This window comes from Actinoplanes sp. CA-051413, assembly GCF_050955795.1.
In the GTDB taxonomy this organism is placed as follows: domain Bacteria; phylum Actinomycetota; class Actinomycetes; order Mycobacteriales; family Micromonosporaceae; genus Actinoplanes.
The window spans coordinates 7,526,274-7,545,302 of the sequence record NZ_CP192100.1; the positions used below are offsets into that span (position 1 = coordinate 7,526,274).

Annotated in this window: 17 protein-coding genes and 1 pseudogene; 11 read left to right on the forward strand and 7 right to left on the reverse strand. The window is 71.8% G+C overall.

Annotated features, from left to right (window positions below; genetic code table 11):
- The first annotated feature begins 128 nt into the window (after positions 1-128).
- Together ACQP2Y_RS35390 and ACQP2Y_RS35395 are read left to right on the forward strand one after the other, a co-directional pair.
- The gene (locus tag ACQP2Y_RS35390; protein ID WP_433720381.1) at positions 129-383 is read left to right on the forward strand and encodes a hypothetical protein; all 255 of its coding nucleotides are present in this window, start codon (positions 129-131) and stop codon (positions 381-383) included.
- A 14-nt stretch (positions 384-397) separates the two neighbouring features.
- Positions 398-772: a VOC family protein gene (locus ACQP2Y_RS35395; protein ID WP_433720383.1), complete on the forward strand. Its 375-nt coding sequence runs from the start codon at positions 398-400 to the stop codon at positions 770-772.
- A 6-nt stretch (positions 773-778) separates the two neighbouring features.
- Here ACQP2Y_RS35395 and ACQP2Y_RS35400 read toward each other — a convergent pair whose 3' ends face one another.
- Entirely contained in the window at positions 779-1,255 is a 477-nt protein-coding gene (locus ACQP2Y_RS35400; protein WP_433720385.1) for a hypothetical protein, read from the reverse strand.
- A 36-nt stretch (positions 1,256-1,291) separates the two neighbouring features.
- Here ACQP2Y_RS35400 and ACQP2Y_RS35405 point away from each other — a divergent pair, with 36 nt between their 5' ends.
- The 4 genes from ACQP2Y_RS35405 (at position 1,292) to ACQP2Y_RS35420 (ending at position 7,057) form a co-directional block, all read left to right on the forward strand.
- Entirely contained in the window at positions 1,292-2,092 is an 801-nt protein-coding gene (locus ACQP2Y_RS35405) for an endonuclease/exonuclease/phosphatase family protein (RefSeq protein WP_433720387.1), read from the forward strand.
- A gap of 35 nt (positions 2,093-2,127) precedes the next feature.
- Entirely contained in the window at positions 2,128-3,450 is a 1,323-nt protein-coding gene (locus tag ACQP2Y_RS35410) for an SWIM zinc finger family protein (protein ID WP_433720389.1), read from the forward strand.
- On the forward strand, positions 3,447-6,170 hold the full coding sequence (locus tag ACQP2Y_RS35415) for a DUF6493 family protein (protein WP_433720391.1): 2,724 nt from the start codon (positions 3,447-3,449) through the stop codon (positions 6,168-6,170). The genes ACQP2Y_RS35410 and ACQP2Y_RS35415 overlap by 4 nt, the downstream gene beginning before the upstream one ends.
- 305 nt (positions 6,171-6,475) lie before the next feature.
- On the forward strand, positions 6,476-7,057 hold the full coding sequence (locus tag ACQP2Y_RS35420; protein ID WP_433720393.1) for a DUF305 domain-containing protein: 582 nt from the start codon (positions 6,476-6,478) through the stop codon (positions 7,055-7,057).
- Positions 7,058-7,126: 69 nt separating this feature from the next.
- Here ACQP2Y_RS35420 and ACQP2Y_RS35425 read toward each other — a convergent pair whose 3' ends face one another.
- The gene (locus ACQP2Y_RS35425) at positions 7,127-8,527 is read right to left on the reverse strand and encodes a DUF1996 domain-containing protein (RefSeq protein ID WP_433720395.1); all 1,401 of its coding nucleotides are present in this window, start codon (positions 8,525-8,527) and stop codon (positions 7,127-7,129) included.
- 232 nt (positions 8,528-8,759) lie between these two features.
- Here ACQP2Y_RS35425 and ACQP2Y_RS35430 point away from each other — a divergent pair, with 232 nt between their 5' ends.
- Positions 8,760-9,818, forward strand: coding sequence for a LacI family DNA-binding transcriptional regulator (locus tag ACQP2Y_RS35430; protein WP_433720397.1), 1,059 nt, complete (start codon positions 8,760-8,762; stop codon positions 9,816-9,818).
- A 149-nt stretch (positions 9,819-9,967) separates the two neighbouring features.
- On the opposite strand, the gene ACQP2Y_RS35435 is transcribed toward ACQP2Y_RS35430, so the two are convergent.
- Both ACQP2Y_RS35435 and ACQP2Y_RS35440 read right to left on the reverse strand, forming a co-directional pair.
- Entirely contained in the window at positions 9,968-10,201 is a 234-nt protein-coding gene (locus ACQP2Y_RS35435; protein ID WP_433720399.1) for a hypothetical protein, read from the reverse strand.
- Between the two features lie 220 nt (positions 10,202-10,421).
- On the reverse strand, positions 10,422-11,522 hold the full coding sequence (locus ACQP2Y_RS35440) for a calcium:proton antiporter (protein WP_433720401.1): 1,101 nt from the start codon (positions 11,520-11,522) through the stop codon (positions 10,422-10,424).
- A 106-nt stretch (positions 11,523-11,628) separates the two neighbouring features.
- Here ACQP2Y_RS35440 and ACQP2Y_RS35445 point away from each other — a divergent pair, with 106 nt between their 5' ends.
- Complete coding sequence (locus ACQP2Y_RS35445) at positions 11,629-12,636, forward strand: glutathione S-transferase family protein (RefSeq protein ID WP_433720403.1); 1,008 nt, start codon at positions 11,629-11,631, stop codon at positions 12,634-12,636.
- 31 nt (positions 12,637-12,667) lie between these two features.
- Positions 12,668-13,468 carry an SAM-dependent methyltransferase gene (locus ACQP2Y_RS35450; RefSeq protein WP_433720405.1) on the forward strand — a complete coding sequence of 267 codons (801 nt, stop codon included), beginning with the start codon at positions 12,668-12,670 and terminating at the stop codon, positions 13,466-13,468.
- Here the strand turns inward: ACQP2Y_RS35450 and ACQP2Y_RS35455 are convergent.
- Complete coding sequence (locus ACQP2Y_RS35455; protein WP_433720407.1) at positions 13,465-13,959, reverse strand: MarR family winged helix-turn-helix transcriptional regulator; 495 nt, start codon at positions 13,957-13,959, stop codon at positions 13,465-13,467. The genes ACQP2Y_RS35450 and ACQP2Y_RS35455 overlap by 4 nt on opposite strands.
- Before the next feature lie 92 nt (positions 13,960-14,051).
- On the opposite strand from ACQP2Y_RS35455, the pseudogene ACQP2Y_RS35460 reads away from it, so the two are divergent.
- Positions 14,052-14,813, forward strand: a pseudogene (locus tag ACQP2Y_RS35460) (EamA family transporter); the annotation flags it as partial.
- Positions 14,814-14,882: 69 nt separating this feature from the next.
- Here the strand turns inward: ACQP2Y_RS35460 and ACQP2Y_RS35465 are convergent.
- Together ACQP2Y_RS35465 and ACQP2Y_RS35470 are read right to left on the reverse strand one after the other, a co-directional pair.
- Complete coding sequence (locus tag ACQP2Y_RS35465; RefSeq protein WP_433720409.1) at positions 14,883-15,527, reverse strand: NAD-dependent epimerase/dehydratase family protein; 645 nt, start codon at positions 15,525-15,527, stop codon at positions 14,883-14,885.
- Positions 15,524-16,093, reverse strand: a complete 570-nt coding sequence (locus tag ACQP2Y_RS35470; RefSeq protein WP_433720410.1) for a TetR family transcriptional regulator — start codon at positions 16,091-16,093, stop codon at positions 15,524-15,526. The genes ACQP2Y_RS35465 and ACQP2Y_RS35470 overlap by 4 nt, the downstream gene beginning before the upstream one ends.
- 70 nt (positions 16,094-16,163) lie before the next feature.
- Here ACQP2Y_RS35470 and ACQP2Y_RS35475 point away from each other — a divergent pair, with 70 nt between their 5' ends.
- Complete coding sequence (locus ACQP2Y_RS35475) at positions 16,164-19,004, forward strand: SWIM zinc finger family protein (RefSeq protein WP_433720411.1); 2,841 nt, start codon at positions 16,164-16,166, stop codon at positions 19,002-19,004.
- Positions 19,005-19,029: the final 25 nt, after the last annotated feature.

Below are 19,029 nucleotides of genomic sequence, written 5' to 3' on the forward strand. Positions count from 1 at the left end.
CTGCGGCTGGTGCGCTTCTCCCCCGGCCTGCGGACCATCGTCTCGGCGCTGCTGCGCAGCTGATCGAGCAGGGCCTGGCCGTCTCGGCCTGGACCCTGGTCTACTACGTCAGTTACATCCTGATCACGGTGAACCTGCTGGTTAACATCCTGATCGCGGTCATCGTGAACTCGATGGAGGAGGTCCGCCGGCTGGAGCTGACCGAGGGCCTGGCGCCGGACTTCGACGCTGACGGCGACGGCGAGCCGGACGAGCTGGACCGGCTCGCGATCAGCCAGCGCCTGGACGATCTCCGCGCGGTGATCGCCGAGCTCGAACGGGATCTGCGGGTCGGCGAGCGAACCCCGGATTCTGTCGGTGGCCGGGTCTATCGTCGGCAATGAGCTGAGGAGGAGTCATGGACAAAGTCGTCCACTTCGAGGTCCCGTTCGACGATTCGGACCGGGCGCACACCTTCTATCGCGAAGCCTTCGGCTGGCAGCTGGCGAGCATGCCGGGCATGGGCTACACGATGGTCACCACCACCGCGACCGACGAGTCCGGCCGGCCGGGTGAGCCCGGCGGCATCAACGGCGGCATGCTCGCCAAGCAGGGCCCGATCACCAGCCCGGTGATCACCATCGGCGTCGACGACCTGGACGACGCCCTGGCCCGGATCGAGAAGCTGGGCGGCCAGGTGGCGATCGGCCGGCAGCCGGTCGGGGACATGGGCTTCTCGGCCTACGTCCACGACACCGAGGGCAACCTGATCGGCCTCTGGCAGAACGCCTGAGACCGCTCAGCCCGCGAGGCCGGCCGTCCAGGCCAGGACCCGGTCCACGTCGGAGCGGGTCCAGCCGACGGCCGAGTCGATCGGCACCAGCAGCGTGGGTGCCGACCGCCCGGCGGCCCAGCGGCGGCCCGCCTCGGTGTGGTTGTCGTCGATCCAGGCAACCGGGCGGTCACCCACCACCTCCGCCACCGCCGGCACCTTGGCCTCCGGCGGGAACGGTAGCGGCGGGAAGGTGACCACCGGCAGCGGGGCGACGCCCACCTTCGCGCCGAAGAGGGTGTTGGCGTCCTCGCCCCAGGCACTCGCCCAGTGCAGGTCACCGGCGGCGGCCAGCTCGGTGATCCACGCGGCGTGGTCCGGGCAGTAGCGCTCCGGGCCCTCACCGGGATAGAACTCGTGCTCGAGGTATCCGTCGGGGCAGGAGGACGCGGCGAAGGGGTTCAGCACCCCGTCGAGATCCAGCAGCAGAACGGGTCGGCTCACCGTGCCATCCAACCCCGGCGGGCTTACCGTCTCTGCATGCGGGTCATGACCTGGAACGTATGGTGGCGTTTCGGCGGCAACTGGCGCGAGCGGGCCGCCGGCATCAGAACCACCCTGGAGACGTACCAGCCGGATGTGGTGGGTCTGGTGGAGACCTGGGCCGCCGACGGCACGACACAGGCCGACGTGCTGGCGAAGCAGCTCGGCCTGCACGCGGCGTTCGCACCCACCTCGCTGCCACCCGAGCCGGATCCGGTCGAGGAGCCCGGCCAGCTCGGGGCGGTGGTCGGGCTCGGTCTGCTGAGCCGCTGGCCGATCCTGCGCACCGAGGTCCGCGAGCTGCCGCACCCCCAGCGCCCCGGTCCGCCGCCGACGGCACTGATCGGCACCCTGGACCATCCCCGGGGCAACCTGTACGTCATCGTCACGTGCCGCGAGTGGGAGCCGCACTACGCCGAGGACCGGGCCGTGCAGACGGTGGCGCTCGCCGAGCTGGTGACGGACCCGGCGTTCGACGGGCCCCTGCCGGTGCTGCTGATCGGCGACCTGAACGCGCCGCCGGACGAGCCCGAGCTGGCCCCGCTGCGCGCCGTGACCGTGGACACGTGGGAGGCCGGTGGCGGTGATCCGGGGGCGACCACTCTGGACTCGCTGCTGCCGTACGCGCCGCTGGAGGCGACCACGCTGATCGACCGCCGGATCGACCACGTGCTGGTGCGCCCGGGACGCCCGGACACCGCCGTGACGGTCCGGGGCGCTTTCATCGCCGGCGACCGCCCGATCGACGGGCTCTACCCGTCCGACCACTACGCCATCGGCGCCGATCTGGACCCGTGAGCCGAAGTGTCGTACCCCCTCTCTACCTTCTCCGCATGGTCTCCGCGACGTACTCCTACCTTGGCTCCTCGGATCTGGTCCCGGCCGGCGGGCTCACGTTGCAGACCTGCGGTGGCCCGGCGGCACACCCGAGATTCTTCACCGGCTTCCTGACCGAGCCGGGTGCCACGGCGACCGGGCTGCTGGCCGTCGCCGAGGTCGCCCGCAGCCGCTATTTCCGGCCGTTCGACCCGGCCAGCCTGGACCCGGTCGTCACCGCCGGGGCGGACAGGTTGCGCTTCGAGTCGTTCTCCGGCTGCTGCGGCGTCTACGCCCGCCTGGACGTGCTGCCGCCCGGCATCGACGGCGAGATCACCGGGCACGGCACCACCAACATCGACGTCAACCCGCCGCTGCAACGCGCGCTGACCCGGGTGGGCCGCGTCGACCCGCTGCACCTCGCGGTCGGGCCCGACGACCTGACGGTGTCCACGTTCGACGGTCCTCTCGTCGAGCGCAAGGTGCCGCTGCCGTCCCGCTGGCTGCGCGGCTTCGCCGAGGCGCAGGTGCTGACGTCCCGCTTCGACCCGCGCGCCGTGATCGGCGTGACCGAGGCCCGAGCCCTGCTCCAACGCCTGACGGCGGGCGACCGCTCCGTGCTGTGGGCGCTTCCCGCCGGGCGCTCGCTGCGCCTCACGTCCCGGCCGGTGCCGGGCGCGATCTGCCTGCCGGGTGCCGGCCGGCTGGTCGCCCTCAAACCCTTCCTGCGGTACGCGACCAGCCTGCGCGTCTACGGCCCCGCGGTCGCGACCGGCAGTGGACCGGTGGCCAGCACCTGGGAGCTGAGCATGCCGGCGCTTCGGCTGTCACTGACGTTGTCACCGGAGCCACACCGGGGTTTCTCCGGCGAGGGCGCGGTCCTGGAGTCACTGGCGAGCGACGAGGCGGCCGACGACGCCGAGCTGGTCAGCGCGCTGCTCTCCTGGGATCCGGCGATCGACGTCAACGCGCTGGCGACAGCGGCGGGCATCGGGGCCCAGCGGGTGCGCGACGCGTTGACACAGCTCGGCACGGCGGGCCGCGTCGGCTATGACGTGGCCGAGGCGGGCTACTTCCATCGCACCCTGCCGTACGCGGCGGAGGTGGTGGAGCGGATGAATCCCCGGCTGGCCGGAGCACGGGCCCTGGTCGCCGCGGGCGCGGTGGAGGTGACGGGAGAAGTCGCGGTCGTGCGGAGCGGTGACGACACGTACCACGTGCGCCACGCCGACGACGTGTTCTCGTGCACCTGCCCCTGGTGGGCGAAACACCGAGGGGAACGGGGGCCGTGCAAGCATGCGCTGGCCGTACGCATCGTCCGCGCGGGAGGGCCGGCGTGAGCCTGGAATGGGAGACGCTCGACCGCCTCACGGGCGAGGGCGAGATCGACCAGCTCGCCGGGCTGTTGCTCAGCGCGGATGAAACGCAGCGGCTGGCCTTCGCCAAGGAGTTCGAGGCCCGGATCAAGGCGATGACCGCCGACGACTGGCACCGCCCACGCCACGATCCGGCCCGGGGCTACGCCCTGATCGCGATCGCGTGCTTCTCGTCCGCCGCCAAGACGGCGGCGCTGCTGATCCGGCCGGTCATGCGCGAGGGCTGGGGCCGGCTCCCCGCCGACTGGTTCATCACGATCGCCCAGGCCCGGCAGCTGCCGTGGCTGGGCGACCTCGGCACCCGGCTGGCGGCCCGGGTGCGCCCCGACGACTCGTGGACGGGCCAATGGGAGTTCCCCGCTGCTCTGTTGCGCGCGGCGGACGCGGAGCCGCCGACCAGCGAGGGAATGGTTCGCGGCTGGCTCGCCGAGATGCTGCGGTTCCGGAACGAGGGCGGGCCGACCCGGCTGGTCGACCTCCTCCGCGAAAGCTCCTACCTCGATCTGTTCGTGCCGGCGCTGTTCACCATCGACGGCCTGGGCAACGCGTTGAACGAAGGGCACTTCTCCGAGGCGGACGGCAGCTGGCAGAGCACTCCGCTGTTCCCGTCAGCGGTCGCCCAGCTTGTTGCCGAGGGTCGGCTCGAGCGTCGGCAGATTCTTGATGCCACTGTGGATCGTCTGGTCCGCGGCGACCGGCCGGTGGCCCTGCGACCGTTCGCCATGCTGCTCGAAGCCCTGACCCCGACGAACGACGAGGTGGCCGGCCACGCCCTCGACTACGTCCGGCTGCTGCCCGACGCACCGTCACCGATCGCCACCATGGCCCAGCGCGCCCTGCGCAGCCTCGACGAGGAGGGCCGCCTGGAGCTGGAGACAGTCCTGGAAGCGAGCCGGTCGGTGCTGGTGCGGAAGGAGAGGTCTCTGGTCAAGGCTCAGCTGGTGTGGCTGGAGAGGGTCGCTCGGCGGGAGCCTGACCGCATCGCTGAGGTGATGGAGGTGGTGGCCGTCGCCTTGGAGCATCCGGCGCTTGATGTTCAGGAGCGGGCGCTGACGCTGATCGGCCGGCATGCCGCAGGGCTGCCGCCGCTCGTGGTGGCCGCTCTTGCCGAGGCGGCAGCTGGGCTTCCGGGCGCTGCCACTGTCTTCGGTCCGGCCACCGGCACCTCAGACCACTCCGGGCTCATGGGTGCAGGCGCCATCGGTCCGGGCGCTTACGGATCAGTCGGTTCTCCTGCGGACCTTCCGCTGCCGGCGCGGGTGCCGCCGGCCGTCATGCCGCCGCCGATCGCGAGCGCGGCGGAGCTGGCCGAGGAGGTGGTCGCCCTCATCCGCGAGGAGTCCGGCGTCCGCTGGGAGCGCGTGCTCGCGGGCATCGTGACCCTGCACGCCGCCGGCCGGACGTCCGACCTCGCCGAGGTTTTCGAGCCGGTGTTCGACCGCCACCCGGATGCCTTCGGCGATCAGCGGTGGAACCACCGGCCGCGCCTGGTCTTCCTCGGCGAGGCGCTCTGGAGCGTCATCGACCCGAAGCGACACGGTCGCGCCTGGGAACGCATGATCGCGGCAGTGCGTGCCGCGCGCCAGGAAGACCCGTCCCACGGCAATCCTCTGATCGCCACCCCGAACGGTGTGCCGGCGCTGCGCATTGCGGAGCTGGCAGTGGAGGTGACGCGCACGCCGGTGGCGGAGTTGTTCGCCACACCGACGCACGTCAACGGCAGCCTCGACGCCGAGACTCTGCTGGACCGGCTCGTCCGAGCCGAGGCGCAGGGCCGGCAGCCGTGGCCCACGGACTTCGAACAAGCCCTCCTACGAGTCCCCCGCGAGGTCGACGCCTCGGTCCGGCAACGGGCCCGAGCTCTGACCTCGCCGGCCGGACACCAGTTCGCCGAGTGGCTGGCCGGTGGCGGTCTGCCCGATCCGGCAAGCACCCGCTTCGAGCAACGGTCCGTCGCTTCGGAGCCCGGTGTCCTGCTCCAGGAGATCGCCGGCCGTCGCGTCATGGCGAATCTCCGCCCGGCCCGCACCGCCGGACTGCTCGAGAATCACCTGACCTGGCTGGAACGCCGCCCCAAGCCGAACTACTCCGGCGCGGAACTGACCGGTGACGTCACCACCCTGGCCATGGTGCTCCCCCACCACCGGGAGATCACCGCGGCCTGGGCGCTGCCGGCCCTCGCCCGTCTGGCCGACCAGGACGAGCGCGGCGGCGGGACGCTGCTCCCCACGCTGGCGGAATGCACGGGCCCGCCCGGCCCGGCCATGTCGCTGGCCATCACCTACGTGTTCGGCGCCCGCCATGAGCAGGACCGGGTGGCGGGCGTGGACGCGTTCCTCGCGCTGGCGGTGACCGACGCATCGGTCGCCTCGGCGATGGGAGCAGACATGGGCGACCTGTGCGCAGACGGCACGGTGAAGCTCAACCGGGTGGTGCTCGCCCTGGCCGACGCTCACCGCGCCGGAGCCTCGGCCGCGGTGTGGGACGTCCTGGTGGCTTCCATCCCGCCGTTGCTGCCGCAGGGGTCACGCGGTCTGCCCGACCTGTTGGAGCTGGCAACGCAGGTGGCCTCGGCGATCGGCGCCAGAACGGAGATCGCGGGCCTGGCGGAAGCAGCGGCCAAGCCGGGAAGTGCACGCCTGACGAGAGAGGCGAGGCGCCTGCAAGCGACGCTCACCCGATGATCCGGGGTACAAGCACCCGCCCGCGCGACCATCTCCGGAAGGGAGACCTGGGTGCCGGCCGTTCCGGGAGCTGGAGGCCCCTGCGCGCCACAGCCTCGGTGGCACCGTGGCGCGCAGGGGAATTCTGTGGGCCGGCCGCTTCGGGAGAGCGTTTTCCGGACTGAGTTGATTGTTGCCGCGGTGTTGCGGCCCGTCAATATCTTTTGGTTCCGGAACCGTGCGGCATTGGAATTCCAGATGGCGATATTGACAGGGCCTGCACCGCCGCAGAGACTGAGATGCTTCCTTTGCGAATGGAGTTTTTTGTGAGCATCGCGCTGCGGGCTGTAGCGGGCAGCTGCCTACTGACCCTGCTGCTCGGTGCCGGCGCTTGTGACTCCGGGACGTCCACCACCGCCGCACCGCCGGTCGCCAGTTCGTCGGCCGCCGGTTTCTTCGGCGGCACCGACCTGGCCTGGGTCGAGATCACCATCGCCATGAACGAGCAGCTTCTGCCGCTGCTCGACCTGGCTCCCACACACGCCTCGGATCCCGGCCTGCGGTCCCTCGCGGCCGAGGTCAAGACCACCCATGAGCAGGAGCTCAGCACCCTGCGAGGCCTGCACGACGAGGCCAGGCTGCCCGCCGAGAATCCGCACAAGGGCATGCCGATGCCGGGCATGGTGACCCCGGAGCAGGTCACTCAGGCCGCGGCCGCCCAGGGCGCCGCCTTCGACAAGCTGCTCGCCCAGCACCTCAAAGCGCATCTTGAGCAGGGCGTCAAGCTCGCCGAGAGCGAGGGGAAAGCCGGCCTCGAGCCGCGGACCAAGGACCTCGCCGCCCAGGTGCTCGCCGGATGCCGGCAATTTCTCGCACAGCTGCCGGCGACAAAATTCAGCGGGAAATAACTGTTATCCCGACGCCACGAAATGGTCCGGGCACCCGACCAGCGGCACCCGGACCATTTCGTGTGACTGTTACGGCAGGACGTAGTTCTCGTTCAGGGCCGCGCCCCGGTCCGGCTTGTACTGGTCGAAGCCGCGCGGGTCGCACTGCAGCCCACCGTTGATGCAGTGGGTCACCAGGGCGTTCAGGGTCCGCGCGTCCCAGGCGTTGTAGAAGTCGTAGTGGAACGAGTACGCCCGCCCGCTCGCCAGCCGCACGTTCGCCATGGTGCCGCTCACCGGGAACGCCATCTTGAACTCGACCATCGGGACCGCCACCGGGTGGCTGGCCGGGCACACACCGACCGTCGGGTACGCCATGTGGCTCTTGTGGTCCGGCGTGTCCAGGTGGATGCCGTCCCAGCAGCTCGGCGCCTGGTACCGGATGTTCAGCTGGGTGCCGGCCGGACAGTTCGCCGGGAAGTCCCAGTTGCGCACGCTGTCGCCGCACTCCCAGCCCTCGACCGCACCCGGCGCGTTCTTGAACTCGTCGAGGGTCGCCGACGGGCTGCCGACCACGTACCGCAGGCCCGGCGGGGACGGGCGCACGCTGCGGTAGTCGATCACGCCGCTCTTGTAGTAGATGACCTGGCGGCCCACCGGCTGCACGGCCGTGTCGCCGTTGAGCAGCGTCGGCATCCAGTAGCCGGTCTTGTCACCGGGCGTGATGCAGGAGGTGCCGCCGGCGTTGAGGCTGTTCAGGGTCGTCGCCGCGTTCGTGGTGGTGTTCCCCATGAACGTGTGCGAGTGCGAGGCGCCCGGCATGTTGGGGAAGACGATCGGGTCGTCCGGCAGGTTGGAGCGGCTCACCGAGCAGTTCGCCTGGAACTCGTGGTGGGTCGTGGGCGGGTTGGTCGCCGGTGGCGTCGCCGTCGACGGAGTGACACCGGTGACGGGCGGGTTCGCCAGGACGTAGCCGCCGCCGGCCGGGGGTGTGCTGGTGCTCGTGCCGTACACCTTGAACTCGTACAGGGAGTAGCCGTAGCCGGTGCCGCGCTGGGTGCCGTACATGCGCACGTACCGGCCGCTGCCGTTGACCGTCAGGGTCTGGCTGCCGCCGGCAGCCGTCGTGGTGCTGTAGATGGTGGTCCAGGCGTTGCCGTCCGGCGAGGTCTGGATCTGGTACGCCTTCGCGTACGCGGCCTCCCACTGCAGCACGACCTGGGTGACCGTGGCCGTGCTGCCCAGGTCGACGCGCAACCACTGGGGATCCGCCCACTGGCTGCCCCACCGGGTGTCCGTACGGCCGTCGACCGCGGCCGCCGCCGGCGACTCACCGTTCTCCAGCGACGACGCGAGCGCCGGTTTTCCCTGCGACAGCAGGGTGTCGGCGGCCTGCGCCGACTGCACTCCGGCCACCAGCAGCGATCCCGCCACGGCGGCGACACCCAGCGGCGCGACGAGCCGTCTGAGCCGGCTTCTTGCTGTTCTCATGAGTTCTCCCACGGGGGTGAGGACGGATGGCACCACGGCCGGACGTGCGGGGGATCGGCCGACATAACTTGGAGAGCGCTTTCCGAAGTGTTACGCCGAGGTTGCGCGTACGTCAATATGCCCCGGTGGTTCCGGAACCTGAGCGCCTGGAGGCGGGCCCGGAAGGCCAGGTCGGAGAGCGCTCTCCACCATGTGCTATAAAAACTGTTATGCAGACCCGGAGCCTCACCCCATGACCGCCGGCACCCGGCGGTTGCCCGTCGGCGAGCGGTTGCCGACGCTGGAGGACGTGGCCCGGGTCGCCGGCGTCTCCCGGGCGACCGTCTCCCGGGTGATCAACGGCATCCGCAACGTGGACCCGCAACTGCACGAGATGGTGTGGAACGCGGTCGGCCAGACCGGCTATGTGCCCAACCGGCTGGCCCGCTCGCTGGTCACCCGGCGCACCGGCACGGTGGCCCTGGTCGTGTCCGACTCGGAGTCGCACGATGACGACCCGTTCATGGGCCGGTTCTTCGCCGACCCGTACTTCGGCCGGGTCGTCGGCGGGCTGATGAGCGTGCTGCGCGCGGCCGGCATCCAGCTGGCGCTGCAGATCGTCGGCACCGAGGAGCAGCGCACCCGGCTGGTCGGCGACCTGCGCCACGGCCAGGCCGACGGCGTGATCGTGCTGTCGCTGCCCGGCCACGACCCGCTGCCGCGCATGCTCACCGACGCCGGCGTGCCCGCGGTGATGATCGGCCGCCCGGCCGACCCGGTGCCGATCAACTACGTGGACCTGGCCAATGACACCGGCGCGTCACTGGCCGCGGACCACCTCGTCGGCCGCGGCTGCCAGCTGGTGGCGATGATCTCCGGCCCGGCGGACGTGCCGGCCAGCAACGACCGGATCACCGGCTTCCGCCGCTCGATGGCCCGGCACGGGCACGCCTGGGTGCCGCTGGCCTCGGGCAACTTCACCCAGGAGAGCGGCGAGCAGGCGATGCGCACCCTGCTGGCCGAGCACCCGGACGTGGACGGCGTCTTCGTGGCCAACGACCTGATGGCGCTCGGCGCCCTCCTGGCCCTGCGCGACGCGGGCCGCCGCGTGCCGGAGGACGTGGCGATGGTCGGCTTCGACGACAGCAGCGCGGCGGTGGCGGCGAATCCGGCCCTGACGACGGTGCGGCATCCGCTGGAGGACATGGCCGCGGAAAGCGCACGCCTGCTGATGGCCCGCATCGAGGACCCCACGATGCGCATCTCATCGGTGATCTACGAGCCGACGCTGGTGCTGCGCCAGTCGGCCTGAAGCAGTGAGTCCCGCCGCCACGGGGGCGGCGGGACGCACCCACCGTCACAAAGCCAGGGGTACGGCAGCCTCGCGGGTGGCCGGAGGTGACGGCGGATCGTCATCGTCCGGCACTCACATCACGGCGCCCTGCGGGAGGGGCCTGACAGTCAACTGTCAAGAAGGATTTGGCGAATTCGCTCCCGGCTGTAACCGGTGGCAGCCACGATGTCTACCTGGCGCATCCCCGCTCGGTCAGCGGCGCGGATCTCCTCGGCCAGGTCGGCGCGCGCCTGGTCCACCTTCTCCCGGGCCTCCCGGATGATCTGGGCCGCCCGCTCCTGAGCACGCGGCACCCCGGCCTCCGCCATGCGGAGCTTCCGTACCGCCGCCTCAAGAGTCACGAGTGCATCGTCCCTGGTCGGCATGTAGGCCAAGTGACATATCCATTAAGTAGGCCAAGTAGAGGTCTTGACGTTTGGCCTAATACAAGGTTTTGTAGTTGGCATGCGGCAGACAGGTGAGCGGTCCGCCGACCGAGCTGGTCAGCCGTACGGCACAGAGAGGCCCCGCACAAATCACCGTGCGGGGCCTCGTCGTTTCCTCAGCCAATGGCCGGGCAGGCTACGGGCTCGCCGCCAGGAACAGGAAGGCGGCCAGCAGTCCCAAGTGGATGCCGCCCTGCAGCACGTTGGCCCGGCCCGGGACCACGGTCAGCGTGCCGACCACCACCGTCAGCGCCAGCAGCACCATCTGTGTGCCGCCCAGGCCGAGCAGCAGCGGACCCTCCAGCCAGATCATCGCGATGGCGATCGCCGGGATGGTCAGGCCGATGCTCGCCATCGCCGAGCCCAGGGCGAGATTGAGGCTCGTCTGCATGCGGTCACGTGCTGCCGCCCGTACCGCGGCAATGGTCTCCGGCAGCAGCACCAGCAACGCGATCACCACGCCGACCACCGCCTGCGGCATGCCGGCCGCGGCGACCGCCGACTCGATCGACGGGGAGACGCCCTTGGCCAGACCGACGACCGCGATCAGGGCGACCAGCAGCAGGCCCACGCTGGTCAGGGCCGCCCGGCGGGTCGGCGGTTCGAGGTGGTCCTCCTCCTTGATGATCTCGCCGGCCGTCGTGATCGGCAGGAAGTAGTCGCGGTGCCGGTGGGTCTGCACCAGCACGAACAGCAGGTAGAGCCCGAGTGAGGCCACCGCGGCGAAGCCGAGCTGGGCCGGGGAGAACTGCGGGCCCGGGCGGCTGGTCGTGAAGCTGGGCAGCACCAGGCTCAGGGTGGCGATCATCGCCACCGCGGCCAGCGCGCCGCCGGTGCCCTCGGAGTGGAAGACGGCCACCCGCCGGCGGATCGCGCCGACCAGCAGGGACAGGCCCAGGATGCCGTTGCAGGTGATCATCACGGCCGCGAAGACCGTGTCGCGGGCCAGCGCCTGCGCCTTGTCGCCGCCGCTGATCATCAGCGTCACGATGAGGGCGACCTCGATGATGGTCACGGCCACGGCCAGCACCAGCGAACCGAACGGCTCGCCGACCTTGTGGGCGACCACCTCCGCGTGGTGCACCGCGGCCAGCACGGCCCCGGCCAGCAGCAGGCCGCTGATGATCACGGCCGGCGGCGGCAGGTCGCGACCCCACGTCAGGATGAGGGCCGCGACGGCGAGGATCGGGACCCAGGCCGTCCAGCGGGCGAGGTAACTCGTGATCTTCGCGTTCATCTGTCAACCCTGCCAGAAAACCGGCCCCCGCGCCCTGCGACCAGCGTCTCCCCGGAAATTGACGCGTTGACGTTGGCGCACCCCGCTGCCGGGGCACGATAGTCTCATGGCCTACGTCAACCCGTCCGGTGAGTTCTCCCGCGACCAGCGTTACATCGCCACCCGGATCACGGCCGACGGCCGCGACGGCTATCCCGTCGAGCCCGGCCGCTACCGGCTGGTGGTCAGCCGCGCCTGCCCGTGGGCCAACCGGGCGATCATCGTACGGCGGCTGCTCGGGCTCGAGGACGTGCTGAGTATGGGCATCGCCGGCCCGACGCACGACGAGCGCAGCTGGACCTTCGACCTCGACCCCGGCGGCCGGGACCCGGTGCTCGGCATCGAACGGCTCCAGGAGGCCTTCCTCGCCCGGTTCCCCGACTACGACAAGGGCATCACCGTGCCGGCGATCGTGGACGTGCCGACCGGGCAGGTGGTGACCAACGACTTCGCGCAGATCACCGTCGACCTGAGCCTGGAGTGGAAGAAGTACCACCGCGAGGGCGCCCCCGAGCTGTATCCGGAGCACCTGCGCGAGGAGATCGACAAGGTGAACAAGTTCGTCTTCGCCGACGTCAACAACGGCGTCTACCGCGCGGGTTTCGCCGGCACCCAGGAGGCCTACGAGAAGGCGTACCACCGGCTCTTCGACCGCCTCGACAAGCTCTCCGAGCTGCTGTCCGGCCGGCGCTACCTGGCCGGCGACACGATCACCGAGGCCGACGTGCGGCTGTTCACCACGCTGGTGCGTTTCGACCCGGTCTACCACGGCCACTTCAAGTGCAACCGGCAGAAGCTCACCGAGATGCCGGTGCTGTGGGCGTACGCGCGGGATCTCTTCCAGACGCCCGGTTTCGGGGACACGATCGACTTCGTGCACATCAAGCAGCACTACTACGAGGTGCACCGCGACATCAACCCGACCGGGATCGTGCCGGCGGGCCCTGAGCTGGGCAACTGGCTCACCGAGCACGGGCGCGAGGCGCTCGGCGGCCGGCCGTTCGGCGACGGCACCCCGCCCCCGCCGCCCAAGGAGGCGGAGGTCGTCCCCACCGGGCACGGAGCGGCCGCATAGGATCTCCTCCGGTGTCCATCCTGGAGGTCCCGTGAGCGACCAGATCGACAGCACGACCGCGCAGCCCGCCCGCCGGTACAACTACTGGCTCGGCGGCAAGGACAACTTCGCGGTCGACCGGGCGTCCGGCGACGAGATCCTCAAGACCTTCCCGACGGCCCGGCTGGCCGCGCTGGAGAACCGCCGTTTCCTGCAGCGGGCCACCCGCTACCTGGCCGCGGAGGCCGGCATCCGGCAGTTCCTGGACATCGGCACGGGCCTGCCCACGGCGGACAACACCCACGAGGTGGCACAGGGCATCGCGCCGGAGAGCCGGGTCGTCTACGTCGACAACGACCCGATGGTCATGGTGCACGCCCGGGCCCTGCTGACCAGCACCCCCGAGGGTCGCACCACCTACATCGAGGCCGACCTGCGGTCGCCCGAGCAGATCCTGGCCGACCCCGACCTGCGGGCGACCCTCGACCTGGGCGAGCCGGTCGCGCTGATGCTGGTCGCGGTGCTGCACTTCGTCCAGGGGTACGGCGCCGGCCGGCCGATCGTCGGTACGTTGATGGACGCCCTGCCCAGCGGCAGTTTCCTCGTGGTGACCAACGCGACGAAGGACCCGTTGCCCGCGAAGATGGCGGCGGACTACGACGCGGCGCTGGCGGCCGGGGTCACCAACATCTGGCCCCGGGACCGCGCCGAGTTCACCGACCTGTTCAGCGGGCTGGAGCTGGTCGAGCCGGGCGTCACCCCGGTCAGCGAGTGGCGCGCGGAGTCCGAGCCGGAGCCCCGCCCGAACCCGGCCCACATCGCCATGTACGGCGCGGTCGCCCGCAAGCCCTAGCCTTCGTGCGGCTCCAGCGCGGCTCTGAGCAGGTCGGCCAGCCGGCGCTGGTCCGCCGGAGACAGGTGGCTCAGCAGGCTCTGCTGCCGGGCCAGACCGGCGGCCACGGCCCGGTCGACGACGTTGATGCCCTTCGAGGTCAACCTGACCAGCACGCCGCGGCGATCCGAGGGTGACGGGCGGCGTTCGGCCAGGCCGGCCTTCTCCAGCCGGTCCAGCCGCGCGGTGGTGCCGCCGGTGCTGAGCATCATCGAGGCGGCCAGGGCCCCCGGCGACAGCTCGTACGGCTCCCCCGACCGGCGCAGCGTCGCCAGCACGTCGAACTCCGCGCGGCCGATGCCGAAGTCCGCGTACGCCCGTTCGCCCTCGTCGCCGGCGATCCGGGCCAGCCGGTAGATCCGGCCGAACACCGCCATCGCCGTCGTGTCCAGGTCCGGACGCTCGCGATGCCATTGCTCGGTGATCCGGTCGACGCCGTCGGTGTGAGCCACCACCCCATTCTCTCGATGTCGAGCTTCTTGACAAGAAGGCAGTTCCGGGCAAGTCTCTTGATGTCGAGATACTTTGCGTCGAGGGAGTTCGGATGCGCCCGCCGGTTCTGCTGGTCACCGCCCTGACCCCGGTCGTCTGGGGCACCACGTACGCCGTCACCACCGAGTTCCTGCCGCCCGGACGGCCGCTGCTCGCCGCCGCGTTGCGCGCCCTGCCCGCGGGGCTGCTGCTGGTCGCCCTGACCCGCCGGCTACCCCGCGGCGACTGGTGGTGGCGCTCAGCGGTGCTCGGGACGCTCAACATCGGCGTGTTCTTCGCCCTGCTGTTCGTCAGCGCGTACCGGCTGCCCGGCGGGATGGCGGCAGTGCTCGGCGCGGCGCAACCACTGCTGGTCGCCGGGCTGACCGTGCTGCTACTGACCGAGCGGGTCGCGCTGCGGACGGTCCTGGCCGCGGTCGTCGGCGCGGGCGGGGTCGCGCTCGCCGTGCTGACCGCCGAGGCCCGGCTCGACCCGATCGGGCTGCTGGCCGGGCTGGCCGGGACGGCGTCGATGGCCCTCGGCCTGGTGCTGACCAAGCGCTGGGGACGCCCGGACGCCTCGCTGCTCACGACCACGGGCTGGCAGCTCACCGCCGGCGGACTGCTGCTCACGCCACTGGCGCTCGGCGTCGAGGGACTGCCGGCGACGCTCACCGGCGTGAACGTCGCCGGGTACGCGTACCTGTCGCTGGTCGGCACCGCGCTGGCGTACACGATCTGGTTCCGCGGCCTGGACCGCCTGCCCGCGGCCCGGGTCTCATTGCTCGCGCTGCTCTCGCCGGTGGTGGCGACCGCCGTCGGGTGGGCCGCCCTGGGTCAGGCGCTGACCCCCGTGCAGGTGCTCGGCATGCTGCTCGCCTTCGGCGCGGTGCTGGCCGGGACGTCAGCGCAGGTCCGCGTTCTCCACGATGCGGGTGGCGAAACCCGTGCGCGCGGCCCGGAGCATGGCCCGGCCGAGGCGGTCGGTGCTGGTCACGTACTTCGGAGCGATCTTGAACAGCACCGGGATCAGCGGCGCGGTGAGCGCGTAGGTCACCCGGTAGATGCCGGTCTTCGAGGTGGCGCCGTGGGTCGGCTGGATGAAGCCGGGACGGAAGCCGTACCCGTTCGGGAAGGTCTTGATGACCTCGATCTCCGTCCGGGCCTTGACCCGCGCCCACATCTGCCGGCCGTCGGGCTTGGTCCCCGCGCCTGACACGTAGACGAAGGTCATCCCGGGGTTCAGCCCGGCGAGCTTGTGCGCGGCCGCGACCGGATAGTCGTACGAGATCTTCGTGTACGCCGCCTCGTCGAGCCCGACCGAGGAGACGCCGAGGCAGTAGAAGCAGGCGTCGTAGCCGCGCAGCTCGTCCTCGATCGGCGTCAGGTCGGCAACATCAGCCAGGGTGACCTCGCGCAGTTTCGGGTGCCGTACCCCGGTGGGCCGGCGCCCGACGGACAGCACCTGCTCGACGTCGGCGGCCAGCAGGCTCTCGCGCAGCGCACCCTGACCGACCATGCCGGTCGCGCCGAAGATGATGACCTTCATGTGGTGTCCTTCGCGGTGAGGATCCGGACGCTCTCGACGACCGTCCGGCGGCGTGCGGCGAGGCCGTCGGGCCCCGCGGTGTGGGTCAGGGCCAGATCCGGCGAGCCGAGCACGGACAGGCCGGTGACCAGGGCCAGGAGCTCCCCGGGCGGGAAGCGGTCGCTGATCCGGCCGGCCCGCTGCGCGGCCGCGATGGCGGCGACCTTCTGCTCGTCGGCCGCGACGACGGCTGCCGGCATGGTCGCGCTGCCGCGCTCCAGGGAGTACCACAGGGCCAGGCGCAACGCGTACGGCTGCTGCTGGATCCGGTCGAACAGCCGGGCCGCATAGCCGGGCAGATCGTCCGGGTCGATCGGGACGTCCTCGACGGTGTCCACCACCAGGGCGTGGAACACGGCGTCGAACAGGTCCTCCTTGTTGCCGAAATAGGAGTAGATCAGCGCCTTGTTGGCCATGGCGGCGGCCGCGATCCGGTCGACCCGGGCGCCGGCGATGCCCCGCTCGGCGAACTCGGTCGCCGCGGCTTCCAGCAGCCGTCTCCGGGTGTCCTCAGCATCGCGGACCATGCCGGTCAGCCTAGCTGACTAACTAGTTAGTTGGCCGTATTTTGTCGTACCGGGCTTCTAGAGTGCGACAGTGCCTGTTGAACGCTGGACTGCCACCCACGTCGCCGCGCTCGCCCCCGACGCGAGCTCGCTGAAGGGTGCGCGCGGCGTGAGCAGCGCCGCCAAGTGGCAGCAGACCGGGCTGCTCGGCGAGTCACTGTGGGGGCTCTGCCGAGGCAGCGGCCGGCAGCCCTATCAGGTGTGCGTCGACCTGGCGGGCCCGGCCTACAAGTGCTCCTGCCCGAGCCGGAAGTTCCCGTGCAAGCACGCGCTCGGGCTGCTGCTGCTCTGGGCCGAGGGCGGCGGGATCGAGCCGGCCACCACGGCACCGGCCTTCGTGACGGAATGGCTCGCGGGCCGGGCCGCACGGGCCGCACCCCGGCAGCCCGGGCCGGTGGACCCGGAAGGCGCCCGCAAGCGCGGGCAGCAACGCGCCGAGCGGGTCGCGGCGGGGATGGCCGAGCTGCGGCGATGGCTGGACGACCAGGTGCAGCAAGGGCTGGCCGGGGCGCAACAGGCGGGGCGCCAGCCGTACGAGACGATGGCCGCCCGCCTCGTGGACGCGCAGGCCCCCACGGTGGCCTCGGCGGTCCGGCGCCTCGGTGGCGCGGCGGGCATCGGCCCGCAGTGGGCCGACCGGCTGGTCGGCGGCCTCGCGATGATCCGCCTGCTGGTCGCCGGTCACGAACGCCTCGACAGCCTGCCGCCCGCCCTGGCCGCGACAGTCCGGTCCCGGATCGGCTTCCCGGTGAGTCAGGAGGACGTGCTCGCGACGACGCCGGTCCGCGACCGCTGGCAGATCCTGGGCCAGGTCGACAGCGACGAGGGCGCGATCACCACCCGGCGCACCTGGCTGCTGGGGGCCACGACCGGACGGTTCGCGCTGGTCCTGTCGTTCGCCGCGCCGGGCCAGTCCCTGTCCGCCGAGCTCGTGCCGGGCAGCGTCATCGACGCGGCGCTCTGCTTCTATCCCGGAGCCGCACCGCTGCGCGCGCTCGTACGGGAGCACTTCGGCACGCCGCAGCCATTGACCGCGCCGGCCGGCGCGGCGGGGCTGCGGGCCGCCCTGGCCGGCTGGGCGACCACAGTCGCGGCCGAGCCGTGGCGTTCCGACGCGCCGATGCTGATCGGCGGCGTCGCACCCAGCGCCGACGGGTTCCTCACCGACACCGCGGGCGAGTCGTTGCCGCTGGCGCCCGGCCATCAAGAGCCCTGGTGGCTGCTGGCGGCGGCCGGCGGCGCACCGGCCACCGTCGCGGGTGAATGGTCCCCCGCGGGGCTGCGACCGCTCGCCGCCTGGGTCCACGGCCGGCACGTGCCGGCCGCCGCACCGGCCCCCGGCCCCGCGATGGCACGCCGGCCCGAGCTGCCGGCCGACCTGCTCGCGGTGGCGTTGGTGGGGACGGCTCGGCGGCCGTGGGCCTCGTCGACGGTCCACATCGGTGACCGCGAGCTGCACACCGGAGAGTCCTCGCTGCTGGAGGCGGCGGCGACCGCGCTGACGTACCGCCGAGCCGGTGTCACCCCGGAGTCCGGCCACGCACCGGTCGAGCCCGCGCCCGCGGAGGTCGATGCGCCGTTCCCGGAGGCCGCCGCGGCCCGGCTGATCCGTTTGCTCACCGACGGCGCGGCGCCCGGCGGCGCTCAGCAGGTGCAGGAGCTGCTGGCCCAGTGGCTCGGAGCAGCCGCCGCGCACGGTGGGCACGTGCCGCCCGAGACGCTGCCGGCGCTGCTGGATGCGGGCCGGCGCAACGCGGCGATCCGGCCCGCGCTCGGCAAGGTGGCGGGCAATCGTGGCGCCTGGCTGGCCGGGATGCGGCCCGACTGGCGGTGGCTGCGCGACGAGGCGCCCGCGGCCGGGGTGCCCAGCGATCCGGAGGTGTGGGAGACCGGCACGGCGGGCGAACGGCTGGCGTACCTGTCACGGCTGCGCGCCACCGATCCGGCCGCCGCTCTTGCTCTGTTGCAGAGCACCTGGCCGACGGAGGCGCCCGACGACCGTGCCCGTTTCGTGGCCGCTCTCGACACCGGCCTGTCCCTCGCCGACGACGCCTTCCTGGAGCAGGCGCTCGACGACCGCCGCAAGGAGGTCCGGGAGACGGCCCTCGACCTGCTGCAACGACTTCCCGGATCGGCGCTGGCCCAACGGATGACAGTGCGGGCGCACGAGGCGGTGCGCTGGGAAGGCCGGCTCGTCGTCACCCCGCCCGCGGAGCTGACCCCGGAGCTGCGGCGCGACGGCGTGGCGGCCCAGCCCGCACGCGGCACGGGAGTGCAGGCCTGGCTGTTGGAGGAGGTCGTCGCCGGCACGCCGCTGAGCACCTGGACCGCCGCCTTCGACCGCACCCCCGCCGCGGTCGTGGCGCTGGCCCGCGGCCACGACTGGGAGACGCCGCTGCTGCACGGCTGGGCCAAGGCCGCCATCGTCCAGGCCGAGTCCGAGTGGGCCACGGCGCTCGTCTTCAACGACACCGGGGAAGGCGCGGCCAAGCTGCGCGAGGCGGTGCGATGGGATCTGCACCTGCTGCTGCCACCGGCCGACCTGGCCCGGATCGCCGCCGACTTCCTGCGCCGCGAGGACCACCTCGCGCACCGGCTGCTCGCGGTGCACCCGGGCGAATGGCCGGAGGAGCTGGCGGTCGCGGTGGTGGAGACGATCGCCCACCGCGCGCGTACGGACAAGCACAGCTGGCAGCTGGCGGAGCTGTGCCGGGCGGCCGCGCTGGCCATGCCGCCCCGATATGCGGTGCCGGTGGCGCGGCTGGCCGAGGAGCTCGATCAGCAGCAGGGCGACGTGTCCCGGGTCCGGCCGGTGGCCGACCTGGCCCGCACCCTCGACTTCCGCTACGAGATGCTGCAGGAGCTGCGCTGACCGGCCCATCTTGTCCGGCCCATCT

What these genes read in the sequence shown, in the direction of transcription:
- ACQP2Y_RS35470 (WP_433720410.1), bottom strand. Translation starts at nt 16,093, where the DNA reads ATGGTCCGCGATGCTGAGGACACCCGGAGACGGCTGCTGGAAGCCGCG.
- ACQP2Y_RS35430 (WP_433720397.1), top strand. Translation starts at nt 8,760, where the DNA reads ATGACCGCCGGCACCCGGCGGTTGCCCGTCGGCGAGCGGTTGCCGACG.
- ACQP2Y_RS35465 (WP_433720409.1), bottom strand. Translation starts at nt 15,527, where the DNA reads ATGAAGGTCATCATCTTCGGCGCGACCGGCATGGTCGGTCAGGGTGCG.
- ACQP2Y_RS35395 (WP_433720383.1), top strand. Translation starts at nt 398, where the DNA reads ATGGACAAAGTCGTCCACTTCGAGGTCCCGTTCGACGATTCGGACCGG.
- ACQP2Y_RS35410 (WP_433720389.1), top strand. Translation starts at nt 2,128, where the DNA reads ATGGTCTCCGCGACGTACTCCTACCTTGGCTCCTCGGATCTGGTCCCG.
- ACQP2Y_RS35445 (WP_433720403.1), top strand. Translation starts at nt 11,629, where the DNA reads ATGGCCTACGTCAACCCGTCCGGTGAGTTCTCCCGCGACCAGCGTTAC.
- ACQP2Y_RS35440 (WP_433720401.1), bottom strand. Translation starts at nt 11,522, where the DNA reads ATGAACGCGAAGATCACGAGTTACCTCGCCCGCTGGACGGCCTGGGTC.
- ACQP2Y_RS35425 (WP_433720395.1), bottom strand. Translation starts at nt 8,527, where the DNA reads ATGAGAACAGCAAGAAGCCGGCTCAGACGGCTCGTCGCGCCGCTGGGT.
- ACQP2Y_RS35405 (WP_433720387.1), top strand. Translation starts at nt 1,292, where the DNA reads ATGCGGGTCATGACCTGGAACGTATGGTGGCGTTTCGGCGGCAACTGG.